The sequence below is a fragment of the Thalassoroseus pseudoceratinae genome (assembly GCF_011634775.1).
GTDB lineage: Bacteria > Planctomycetota > Planctomycetia > Planctomycetales > Planctomycetaceae > Thalassoroseus > Thalassoroseus pseudoceratinae.
Map to the genome: position 1 here is coordinate 1 of NZ_JAALXT010000003.1, position 12,548 is coordinate 12,548.

Consider the following 12,548-nt stretch of genomic DNA (forward strand, 5'->3'; position numbering starts at 1 on the left):
GGTTGGAACGACTCACTATACCAGCTCATAACCTCAGTGAGTGCAAACTCACACGTGGGAACACCACCCACAAAACGCAATAGTCCACTCAGATTCTCACACGCAACTATCAACCTTGTTTATAAACAAACAGCCCTGGTCAGAAATGATCAGGGCTGTTTTCGTATGCGCATGCCGATACTGGCATCTGTCGACTGTCTGCTTGCGTTCAGATCGAATCATCTGTATAACGTCTTGTGACAGCTACGCATGTTACGCAAATTGTCAAGGAGACGGGCATGAGAATTTGGAAATTCGCGGCGACTCTCTGTACGTGTTTGACACCATTGATTGGCCTTCAGGCGGCAGATCACTTGGATTCGCCATCGGTCGCGGTCGATGGTCGGATGGACTTGAACGATCTCTATGCGTTTCAATCCCCTGAGAACCCTGACAACACGGTCATCATCGCAACCGTCAATCCCCGGGCTGGTGTCCTGGCAAATAGCCCAGGTTCTTTCAACTCTCGCGGGATTTACACGATTCACATCGACAACAATGGTGACGCCGTTTCCAACGTGAGTTTCAGCTTCTATTTCAGCCGAGCGCGTGGTAACCGACCGCAGCGTGTCATTGTATTACGCGAGAACAATCGTGTCGCAGCCAGCGGTTCCACTGGACGAACAATCAACGTGCGTGGTGGTGGGAAGTTGATCGCTGACCTCTACGAGGATCCATTCTTCTTCGATTCAGATGTTTTAGGTTCGGGGGCCGATCAGGTCGACAACTTTGCCGGTTTCAACGTGACAGCAATAGTATTGGAGATTCCCAGTAGCACCTTCGGCGGACAAAATGTTGGAATTTGGGCCACGACGCGAGATCGTGGCGGCCAATTCGATCGAGTGGGGCGACCGGCGATTAACACGGTCCTGATTCCCGGTCCGCGGAAAGATGAGTTCAACCAGAGCGATCCTGCCGACGATCTCGCAGACTTCGGAGCTGACGTCGAAGCCAGCATCACCGGGCTCAGCAATGCTACCAATGCAATGAATCTGACCCCGATTCTGCTTCCGGATATTCTTACGTTCGACACCTCATCTGCGGGCGGCTTTCTGAACGGTCGTCGATTGGAGGATGATGTGATCGACGCGGAACTCAACCTTCTCACTGCAGGCGGGCTCACCGGAGACGGTATCGACGAGAACGATGCTCAGTTCTTGGACACCTTCCCCTATTTGGCCGCACCGAACTAGAGCCGATGACTACTGATTGCAATGGCCCCCGTCGTGGACGCAGAAGAATGCACTGCGGTCTAGGCACGCCCTGACTCTCAGATCGAATGAAGGTCTCTCGGGGGATACACCTGAGAGACCGTTTTTTTTGAACAATGCGGATCGAGCATGCCATATTCTTTCTTTGGCACTGCAAGCCTCGCACCGATTGTTGCACGACGATTCACTTCTATCGACTCGCTCTCAGATAGGCTCCCACGATGGATTTTCGAACGTTCAGTCGCTTAACCACGCTGGTTTTCATTCTTTGTGAGACGGGCGGGATGCTCTTGGCGCAGGATCGCCAAGATGAAGCGACACCGGCCAACAACGCTGCCCGTCGATTGAACGAAGATGGACTCATTCCGGTAGACGGAGCGATTGCCTCGGTCCAAAAAAGGCTTTCGACTGCTCCGGAAAGCGCTTCGCTGCAGCGATTGTTAGGCCAGTTGTACATGCGGAGGGCTAAAGAACAAGGCGATCACCTCGCGTATCAAAAGGCCGAACAGACCTTCCGAAAAGTGCTCAAGAACTATCCGAAAGATTCGAAGGCAAGCACCTATCTGGCGACCGCGTTGCAAGCTCAGCATCAATTCAAGGAAGCTCTTAAGATCGCCAGCGACGTCGCCAAAGAATCACCGAAGAATACGCTCGCTCAGGCGACAATTGGAGATTGCCAGCTTGAGCTTGGTCGATACGATGCAGCGGAAGAGAGTTTCGCAACGCTTGCGAAGATGACCAACGGTCCCTCAGTTCAAGCGAGACTCGCGAGACTTGCTGAACTCAAAGGCGATACCGAGCAAGCTACGGAACTTCTTACGGAGGCACTCCGAGATGTTCAAGATGCTGGTGGGCTCGGCAGTCTCGAGTCATGGTTTGAATGGCGACTGGGGTCGATTGCGTTTGACACTGGCCGATTGAAGCGGGCGAGTCGGCATTTCCGGAATGCGATCGCCATCGATTCCTCCAATGCTCAGGCAGTTGTCGGTCTTGCGAAAGTCCAGGCTGCTCAAGGGCAGCACGGTGAAGCGATCGCGGCATACTTTGGGGCCATCGAAGACTTCGGTGAACCGCCGATGATGGCAGCACTTGGCGATGTCTATCGTCGACTCGGTGACGAGGAAGAGGCGATGCACTGGTACGAACAAGCCGAGGAAGCGATGGCGGAAGAGGCGGTTCATGCAGCGGCGGCCCATTATCGCGAAGTTGCTATGTTCTACGCCGACAGAGATTTGAAGCCTCAGAGAGCATTGGAATTGGCGAAGAAAGACTTCGCGCTTCGGCAAGATGTTTACGGACATGACATGCTAGCCTGGACACTCTATCGGAACGGCAAGTTTGAGGAGGCTGCGAAATCCATCGAGCAAGCATTGAGACTCGGCACGCGAGATGCAAAGATGTTTTTCCACGCCGGGATGATTTACAATGCATTGGGGCAATCGAAGCGAGCGCAAAAGGCATTCGAAACGGCAATTGAAATCAACCCTCATTTCTCGCTCCTGCATTCAGAAACTGCGAAAGAAGAACTGGCGAAATTGGCACCGCATTAGTTCGTGCTGAGCCCAATGACATTCTTCTCCCGAATCTTTGCAAGTCGTTTCGAGAGCATCCATATTACTCATCAGAATGGCAACAGCCACATCGGCGGCTGTGCGGTGTTAAATGACTGCGTGTCACTCGATCCACGCGGGATGTTGGTCATCGTACCTTGAAGCAACTCGACGGATTCGCGATAGTTCGTGTTTCGAATACCTAGCATGAGCTCAATGATGAAATTCGTGTTGATCATTCCCGACGGGTGTGCCGACGAACCACAAGACGTTTTGGCAGGTCGCACGCCATTGGAGGCAGCCAATATCCCTGCCATGGATCGTGTTGCGACGCTTGGCCGCGTCGGACAAGCCTTAACGGTGCCCGAGTCACTCCCGCCGGGAAGCGATGTCGGAACAATGAGTTTGTTCGGGTACGATCCTCTGCAATGTCACACCGGTCGGGCACCAATCGAGGCTGCGGCACAAGGGATCGAACTGGGGCCGGACGATTGGGCGATTCGCTGCAACTTCGTCACCCTGGATGACGGCAAGATGGAATCGTTTACGGCTCATCAAATTCCCAATGAGGAAGGGCAGGAACTGATCGAATTGCTGCAACGCGAATGCTGCGGTGATTCCAATTGGAAGTTTCATGCAGGTGTGAGCTACCGAAATTTGCTGGTTTATCGGTCCCGCGATGGCCAAGCACCGTTTTCGAAAGACACAACTTCGACGCCGCCACACGACATCACCGACCAACCAATCGCACCACATCTCCCTAATGGTCCCGGCTCGGATGACCTGCGAGCATTGATGGAGCGAAGTCAGGAGTTATTCGCTGATTGTGAGGTGAATCAACGGCGAATTGCACGAGGCGAGCGACCGGTTTCCAGCATTTGGTTGTGGGGACTGGGAATTCGACCGAATCTGAAACCATTCGACGCTCGCTTCGGGAAGAAGGGGGCCGTGATCACAGCGGTTGATCTCTTACGCGGGATGGGGCGATTGGTCGGATGGGACGTGATCGAAGTTCCTGGGGCAACCGGTTACACCGACACCGACTACGCAGCCAAAGGTCAATATGCGATTGATGCGTTATCGAACGTCGATTTGATCACCGTCCATGTTGAAGCAACGGACGAAGCGTCTCACGAAGGTGATGCCACCGCAAAGGTGAATGCTCTGGAAGAAATCGATCGGCACATCGTGGCTCCGCTGCATGCGTTTCTCGAGAGCCAAGGTGACTACCGGATTCTCATCACTCCCGATCACCCGACGTTTCTACGCACGAAAACACACAGCCACGGTCTGGTGCCATTCACCGGCTGCGGAACCGGCATCTCCGCCGATGATTTGACAGCCTATAACGAAGTGATTGCAAGCCGGAGCGATTGGCAAATTCCAGGACATGAGATGATGCCCTGGTTGCTTTCTAAATAGTCCAGATCAAACGAACAAAAGACGCGGCTTACTCGGACTTTTTCTTGTCTTGCATCCGAGCCATTTCGAGGGGCGAAAGTTTCTTGCCAGCTGGAGGAGCCGATGGAGCCGGTTTCTCCGCGGCTTTTCGGGCGGCGTCCTGCTGACGAGCCTGCTCGATGGGGCTGAGTTTTTTGCCTGCGTCGGCGGCTGCCGCTTTCTTGGCGGCATCTTGCTGACGAGCAAGCTCAATCGGACTGAGCTTCTTTTCACTCGCACCTGCAGCGGCGGCTTTTTTGGCGGCATCCTGTTGGCGGGCCATTTCGATGGGACTGAGTTTCTTCCCACTGGCCGGTTTCGCGGCCGTGGCACTGGTTTTGGTGGCAGCCGGTTCCTTGGCTGGAGCTTCTTCTGCTTTGGGTTTGGGCTGCGGCTTTGCGACAATTTTCAGATGTGTCGGGTCGATGTCGTACCAGGAAATATCCTCGGGAGCATCGAACTGCACCAACGCCCGACCGTTCATATTGACGGTTTTCACAATCCCGGTGCGTTTGGCGAACCGTTTCAAGTGTGGCTGATTCGCGTCGACAACCACGTACTTGTCTGTCAATTCGGTCTTCAGTTCTTCGGCACGATCAATGGAGTACGGCATCGGAGTGAAGTCTCGACAATGGCGATGAAAAATTCGAATTGATGATACCGCACAGATTAATCCAGCGGTTCGTGCACCATGTTATCGCAAACCACGGGAAAAGAAAATCGACCTTCGGCCGACGTTGAGAACTCTTGGATTCTCGATCGATCCATTGACAGTCGCGTTCTCCGTATTTCGTTGTCCACGCTGCGTGTTGATCGCACTAACGTTGGTAAATCGGCAGGTAGCGATAGTCGATCGAGAGAGCCAGAATTGCCATGCTCGTGCAATAGCCGCGACCGAGATTGTTTTCTCTGTCACAGAGCCAACTCCCGTTGAACGACTGGTGTTCGAGCAACATGCTGTTAATATGCCGTTGTGTTTGCTTCCAGGCATCGCCTCCGATTTTGAACATGCCCACGCTGCAATAATAGACCCCGTAGAAACAATGTTGATCGTTCCAACGCAACGGGCGGTTCTGCAAATATTGCACGCCGGTGAGTGCTTCGTCGCTGTGATGATCGCCCGCGACTTCCAAACAAAGAATTCCCGTACCCGTGCGGACGGCCGTTGGGTTTTGGCGCGGTTGATATGCAAACCCACCGCGATGATGGCATCGCTTCACGTATTCGATGGCTTGTTCGATGTTGTCGGCGGGCACGTCGCATCCGACATCCTTAGCTGCTCGAAGAGCCAGCAACTGCCACCCCGTGACACTTAAATCGCTATCCCGACTGTGAGGCGTGTATCGCCAACCACCCTCGTTGCCGGGAGACTTGGCAACTCCTTGGGCGTTGAGAATTAGTCGGATTGCGTCTTCCAAGACCTTCTTGGCTTTCCTGCCCCGATCCACATCGACCATGCCAATGATCTCGGCGACCATCAGTGTGCTGATACCATGACTGTACATCGGGCCGTGGCTCGTGTGACGCGGGTTGATCAGCATGCCGTTCGGTTCTTGATGATCAAGGACCCAATCAATGCCCTTGTTGATCGCGTCTCCATACGGTCCTTCACCGGGCAGATGTCCGGCGGCAAGGAATGCCATTACCGCGAGCGAAGTCCCGGCGGTCGATTCACCATAGGCATCGACTCGCCAAGCGCCAGACGGCTGCTGCACGCTGGCCAAATACTTCAATGCCTTGGCAATCGCGGCATCGACTTTCCGCTCTTCCGCAGTCCGTTCGTTCGCCATCAATGACGGAACCGCGGGGCCCCAAATGCTCAAGGTGACAATGATTCCAAGTACCAACCGCATCATGGAGTCTTGTTCTCCTGGGCCTTTTGAATTTCCTCGGAGTACCATTTGATGAGTTTCGCATAGTCTCCGTTGGGTTTTCGTTGGCTGCCTTGAAGGATTTCGGTTCGCAGATTGCCAGGGAGTTGCCCCCATTCTCGACGGGCACGGCGTTTGAGTTCTTGCTCGATGCTGTGAATATCCGTGTCGGCTTGGGTACCGCTTCCGTCGCCACCTTCCAGCGACTGCGATGACTGTCCCGGTTCGGAGGACGCTTGCTGAGAGGACGGCTGGCTTGGCTGCATACTTCGAGCAGCTTGTTGCAACGCCTCGGCCGCTTGTTTCAGACTTTGCGACGACTGACTCGGCGAATTGCCTGATTGCTGTCCTGGTTGATTGGACGGTTTCGAGCTGGATGAACTGGCTTGAGAACTCATTGGGTTTGGTGAACCGTCTGGGTCGGTCTTCGATCCCTCAGAGTCCGCTGATTCGGAATTCTGACCGGGGGCATTTTGTTGCGGCTGTGATTCGGAATTCGACGGTTCACCGGTCTGCTGGCCGTTCTGTGATTGATTTCGCTGGGCCATCTGTTGTTGGGCTTCGGCAAGCTGACGTTTGGCTTCCGCAAGTTGTCGGGCTAATTCTCCAGGGACCGGCGACGAACCAGAATCGGCTGAATCATCTGCGGAACTCGCGGCTTGACCTGCCGCTTGACGAAGTGATTCCGCTGCTTCTCTGGCCGATTGGGCGGCTTGGCTATCGTTCCCCTGACCCAGTGATTGACTCGTCTGCTGCATGGAACCTTGAGCGTCGTCCGCAGCTTGAGCTTGTTGAACCGCTTGAAGCCCTTGCTCCTCCAGATTCAACGGCTGGGAATTCAAATTGCGTGCGGCTTCGGCCAATTGCCGCGAAAGTTCCCGCGTCGCTTGGTTCAGAGATTCCTGGCCAGCCTGGCGGGCAGAGCGTCTCGATGCTGGCGATGACGCAGCTTGCTGAAGCGACTGTTGCTGCTCTCGTTGGGCATTCGCCAGTTGCTCGGCTTGTTGCTGCAATTCGGTGTTGGCCGGTGAGTTCCCGTTCGGCTGGCCCAGTTGCTCCGCAGTTTGATCGGCAGCACTTGCGCTTTGTTCCGCCGCTTGGCTGGCTTGCTGAGGCTGTCCGCTTTCCATCGCACGAGCTGCCTGTTCCGCCCGACGCGCCATTTCCAAAGAATTCTGAGCCGCTTCGGATTCCGCACCCCGTTCGCGAGCGACATCCAAAGCCAATTGAGCTGCCTGCTGTGCTAACTGTCGTTGCTGTTCCGCGAGTTGTTGCCCAACCGATGGTTCCGAAGCTTGCTGTTGGTTCGATTGCGAAGCTGGTTCCGCGTTCTCAGCGGTCGAGTTTGATTCTGGCTCGCTGTTCTGCGGGCCTTCAGAGTTGGTTTGTTCGTTTGTCGTTTCGTTTGATGTCGCTTCGTCTGCATTGTTTGAATTCGGCTGCGAACCGGTTTCCGAATTCTGCGATTGCTGCGGTGGCATGTCTGCGGTGGCCTCCGTATTGTCGGCCGGGTTCTGATTGGCTTCCTGAGAATTTTGCGATTCGCTGGATTCGGATGAGTCCGCGGCGGCGTCCTGATTCATAGGGGAGTCAGCCGGACGGTTCTCGTTGGTTGCTGAATTCGTGTCAGCTTGCTGGTTTTGCGTGGTTTCCTGGGCTTGACGATCCTCAGCTTCTTCGGTGGCACCCTGCTCACGGCGGAGCTGTTCAATCTCTTCCTGCAAATCCCGCATCTCATCAGCGAGTTGTTGCATTTTGTTCGCGGTCTCGGGGTCAATCGGTCCTTGAGGTGTTTTCGAGTTCGGCTGTTGCTTCGCGAGTTCCTGTAACGCTTTCTCCGCCGTTTTCTGGAGCGACTGGGCATCATCCAACTTGTCATTGTCGAGTGCCTCACTCGCCTGTTGCATCGCGTCTTGTGCCGTTCGTTTGGGAGACGCTTGCGGGTCGCCGGCGGCATTTTCCTGGGGAGAGTTCGGCAACTCGCCCACTTGCTTGGCAAGTTGCTCCTGCGCGGACTTCAATTCTTCACGGTCCTCGGCAGTTGCAGCTTCATTTTTCGATAAGTTCTCGGTCTGTTGCCGAAGTTCCTGCTGCTTTTGGGCCAACCCCGCGGCAGTTTGCGGTTGCGAAGAGTTGCGTTCGTTTTCGGTGGCGTCCTCACCCGGAGCATCGAGTAACCGCTCGATCTGTTCCGCGAGTTGCTGATTCTTCTGTTCGGCCTCAGCAAGATCACCCCGCTCCAATGCCTCCGCCGCTTCACGAGCGGGTTGTGGATTGATCGACTGATTTTCGTTGGCGTCGGATTTGGCTTCCTGCTTCGCTAGTTCTTCGACTGCTTTCGCCAGTTCCGCTTGACGTTTCGCCAATTCCTCGGCGGCTTCCGCAGCTTTTTGGGCGTCTTCTTCCAATGTCTCGGCCAATTGATCTTCGGCCTTGGCCAAGCGTTCGGCTTCCTTGATCAACTGCTGGAGCTGTTCCAGTTCGTCTCGGCGAGCAGCATCGAGCAGTTCCGGTCGGCGGTCCAATAAGTCATCCAAACGGTTCTCCAACTCCGCTTGATCCGCCGCGAGTTCCTCTTGCCGATCGGCTAGTTCGTCCTGCAGTTGTTGCTGCTTCGCGGTGTCCTCTTCTTGGTCCGCAGCAGCTTGGTCGTCGGCGAGCTTCTCCGACTGATCCGCAAGTTTCTCAGCCTCCCGGGCCAATTCCGGAATCTCTTGGAGGTCTCGTTCCAATGCCGATGCCAACTCGAATTCACGGGCCGCAGCATCCAATTGTTGCTCGGCGTTCGCCAACTGTTGTTGGTTTCGATCAAGCGTGGCGACTTTTTCGTCGATTTCCTGACCCGGTGCTTCCGTCAATTCGGCTGCCGCTGGTTCCAAATTCTCACGGGCGGTCTTTTGAAACTCGTCGGCAACTTGCTCGAACAACGGATGGTCAGCGAGTTCTTCGCCGAGTTGTTCGAGCCGATCTGCTAATGCCGCTTCCCGTTCGGCTGTCGGTCCAATTTCACTGTCGGATTCAAATTCGCGGTCTTCCTTCCGATTACTCACGGCCTCATCGTGGAGGGATTCGACTTCCTGACGAGTGTCTGCCAAGTCTTTGCGAATGTCGTCGAAGGTTTTCCGCCAGTTTTGTTGGCGATGGGCAACTTTCGCGGCATCCACGCTGGGGGCGTCCGTGCGAAGCGTCAATCGACGGGACCGAGACCACGTTTCCTGCGGACCGGGAATCTTCCGGCCATCCGCCGCCCGCAAACTGTATGTGAGAACCTCACCGGGCTCTAGATTTAGTGTGGACAAATCGATTCGGAACGCGTGTTCGACCTGATCTTCAGACAGCGTCTCCGCCGGAACCGATTGGACTTCGTGCCGGTCGGCCGGCAGATCGAGATGCAGTTCCAATGCCTCGATCGCAACATCGTCGCTTGCCGCTGCTGTGATCAGGAACACGTCGTCAGGTCGGACCCGATCGGAGACCGGTTCATCAATTATCGTGAGTTGCGGCGGCAAATCCGGGATGACGGCGAGGTTCCGATACGTCTCGTCGAGATTGGTCAATCCGTTGGCATGGGCCAGTTCCAATGTGAACGTTCCGCCGTGTGTGGCAATCCATTCCGCCGTCGCGGTTCGACCATCATTAGTGAGCGTGAGCGGGATGGGTGTTGCATCCGGCAAGGGGGTTTCCGGATCGGCGTTGAATTCATGAACGCGAGTTTGTAGCCACACCCACCGGGCGGACTCGATTGGCAACGACGATTCCACCTTCACGATCATGCGGCTATGCTCGAAAACTGGAATGTCACCGACGAGGCCATCAAACGTCTGGGCGGGCATTCCAGTGTAGCTGGGCGGAAACACTTCCAGCGTTGCCCCCGTGATCTCCGGACGCGGGTGGACTTCCACACGGTACTCCGGCGATGCTTGGCCGTCGTGATCGACGAACATCGTGAACGACCGATGGACACGGGATCGCGTGAGTATCCAAGAGTTGGTGGTCGCTTCGAACTCGAGCAACCGATCATCGGTGCCGCCACCGTCTTCTTGCCAGACCAGACGGATCGCTGGCGGGAGCTTGTTGTCACTCAATTCTAGATCGGAGTTCGCCCGAACACGCAGTGTTACGTCGTCACCTTTGGCGACCGCTCGATTGCCGTCCTCGATTTGAAACGTGAGTCGCGTTGGGTTTCGATATTCCCCCCACGGGAACAGCAGTCGCGACCAAAGCTGTCCATACGCGGTTGGTTGAATGAACCAAGGCAGAAACAGAACCGCAACGGCAGCGAGACCTGCGAGTATCGTACGTCGTGACCGGCGAGTGGAGATGACGTCGCCAAACTGAACCCGATCAATGGATTTCAATGTCTGACGTTCGAGAAGTCGCCGCATGAGGGCGGAACTTTCGTGGTCGAGTGTTGTCTCGGGGTCGTTCCACTCCGCCAGCGTCACCAATCGGCCTTTTAGTTCCGGATGAGCCGATTCCACAACAGCCGCCAACTCGGGTAAAGAACGTCGCTGAAACGCTGGTCGCACAACGCTTCGCCATCCGACAATCACGATGAATCCAGCGGAAAGTCCCAAGGCTCCTAAACGCATCGGCGTGGGAAGTCCCCAAAGCCAATCGGCGAGCAGAGCGATTCCGGCCAATGCACCGACCAACAGCAGAAGTCCTCCGAGACCCCGTAGCACGTCGGCCCGGCGAATTCGGCGGTCCAATGCATGAAATTGGTCTAATAGTTCCGCAGGAAATGTGGATTGGTTGGCCATACGGAACTCCGCGGCGAAGTGAGGAGACGCAAACGAACGGGAAATGCAAGGAATTCACCGTCCTTCATTGTACTGTCAGCCACTCCCAACGCTAGAGCCACGTGTTATTCATCAGGGATCGCGTACCTTCGCTGGTCAGATCGTCAGCATTTGATTAGGATTCCTGCTTGATCGAATTTTCCGATTCGAGATCACTCACGTCGTGGTATCGAGAGCCACGAACGTGAGTTTTCAATTTGGGCCAAACGCATTCAAAGGGACTCGTCCCGACTGGCAAGGAGATACAACGTGAAAATTGTCATGATTGGCACCGGCTATGTCGGTTTGGTCACGGGGACGTGTCTGGCGGAAAGCGGAAACGACGTGACCTGCGTGGATATCGACGAGAAGAAGGTTGCCGGTCTGAAGCGGAACGAAATTCCGATTTACGAACCCGGCCTAACGGAACTCGTCACTCGGAACGCAGCCGCCGGACGATTACATTTCACGACCGACTACGAAGAAGCTGTGCCGACTGCGGATTGCGTTTTTATTGCTGTCGGTACACCTCAGGGTGACGATGGTTCCGCGAACCTGAACGGCATTTGGAAAGTGACGGAGACGTTGGCTCCGCATTTGAACGATCACGTCATCGTCATTGTGAAAAGCACCGTGCCGGTCGGGACGAATCGCGAAGTCTCTCGACGACTACAAGAGCTGACTGGTCGCAAGGTCGATGTGGCATCGAATCCGGAGTTCCTCAAAGAAGGAGCCGCGATCGACGATTTTACGAAACCCGATCGCGTGGTCGTCGGGGTGGAACGGCCCGAAGTCGGTGAAACTCTGCACGAGCTGTACAAGCCATTCCTGCGGACCGATCGTCCGTTCTTGGCCATGGGACTCGAAAGTGCCGAGATGACGAAATACGTTGCCAATTGCATGTTGGCGACGAAAATTAGCTTCATCAACGAAATGGCGAATCTTTGTGAGTTGGTCGGTGCGGATGTCAACGATGTCCGTCGCGGTATCGGCCATGACCAACGGATTGGGTTTTCGTTCCTGTTTCCTGGCGTTGGTTATGGTGGATCGTGCTTCCCGAAAGACGTGCGAGCATTAATTCGCGTCGCGGAAGATAACAAGCTCGATGCCCAAATCCTGAAAACCGTCGATGCGGTCAACAACAATCAAAAAGAAGTCCTGCATCGCAAGCTCAAGAACTACTTCAACGGCGATCTGAAGGGAAAAACGATCGCGGTGTGGGGGTTGTCGTTCAAACCACGCACCGACGATATTCGGGAAGCTCCATCGTTGGTGTTGCTCGAGCGATTGCTCGAAGACGGGGCGATTCCCCAGGTGCACGATCCCGTTGCCCAAGAGAACGTCAAGGCGATTTACGGAGATCGGGTGAAGTACTTTCCGCATCACTACGACACACTCGACGGGGCCGATGCATTGGCCATCGTTACGGAGTGGAATGGCTTCCGCAATCCCGATTTCGATTTCATGAAGCATAAACTCAAGAATCCCGTCATCATCGACGGGCGGAACCTATACGACCCCATCAAGATGGCCGAACGTGGTTTCTTCTACTCGGGAATTGGATTAGAAGCGCCGAAGAACTAGAGACAATTGAATACCGGAAGGTCCACTGAGCGGACTGGCCCGGTTGCATTGGTCCGTGCAGACGGCCCCTCC

7 protein-coding genes are annotated in these 12,548 nt (G+C 55.1%); 4 read left to right on the forward strand and 3 right to left on the reverse strand.

Annotated features, from left to right (window positions below):
• The first annotated feature begins 278 nt into the window (after positions 1–278).
• The 3 genes from G6R38_RS10355 (at position 279) to G6R38_RS10365 (ending at position 4,222) form a co-directional block, all read left to right on the forward strand.
• Complete coding sequence (locus tag G6R38_RS10355) at positions 279–1,232, forward strand: DUF4331 family protein (RefSeq protein WP_166824228.1); 954 nt, start codon at positions 279–281, stop codon at positions 1,230–1,232.
• Positions 1,233–1,471: 239 nt separating this feature from the next.
• On the forward strand, positions 1,472–2,800 hold the full coding sequence (locus tag G6R38_RS10360) for a tetratricopeptide repeat protein (protein ID WP_166824231.1): 1,329 nt from the start codon (positions 1,472–1,474) through the stop codon (positions 2,798–2,800).
• Between the two features lie 219 nt (positions 2,801–3,019).
• On the forward strand, positions 3,020–4,222 hold the full coding sequence (locus tag G6R38_RS10365) for a cofactor-independent phosphoglycerate mutase (protein WP_166826583.1): 1,203 nt from the start codon (positions 3,020–3,022) through the stop codon (positions 4,220–4,222).
• 28 nt (positions 4,223–4,250) lie between these two features.
• Here the strand turns inward: G6R38_RS10365 and G6R38_RS10370 are convergent, their stop codons facing one another.
• From G6R38_RS10370 to G6R38_RS10380, 3 genes are all read right to left on the reverse strand, one after another.
• Positions 4,251–4,853 (reverse strand): hypothetical protein, encoded by a 603-nt coding sequence (locus tag G6R38_RS10370; protein ID WP_166824234.1) that lies wholly within the window; start codon positions 4,851–4,853, stop codon positions 4,251–4,253.
• Between the two features lie 205 nt (positions 4,854–5,058).
• Positions 5,059–6,096: a prenyltransferase/squalene oxidase repeat-containing protein gene (locus G6R38_RS10375; protein ID WP_166824237.1), complete on the reverse strand. Its 1,038-nt coding sequence runs from the start codon at positions 6,094–6,096 to the stop codon at positions 5,059–5,061.
• The gene (locus tag G6R38_RS10380) at positions 6,093–10,874 is read right to left on the reverse strand and encodes a hypothetical protein (RefSeq protein WP_166824240.1); all 4,782 of its coding nucleotides are present in this window, start codon (positions 10,872–10,874) and stop codon (positions 6,093–6,095) included. Before G6R38_RS10380 ends, G6R38_RS10375 begins: the two co-directional genes overlap by 4 nt.
• A gap of 288 nt (positions 10,875–11,162) precedes the next feature.
• Here G6R38_RS10380 and G6R38_RS10385 point away from each other — a divergent pair, with 288 nt between their 5' ends.
• Entirely contained in the window at positions 11,163–12,476 is a 1,314-nt protein-coding gene (locus tag G6R38_RS10385; protein ID WP_166824243.1) for a UDP-glucose dehydrogenase family protein, read from the forward strand.
• Positions 12,477–12,548 lie beyond the last annotated feature (72 nt).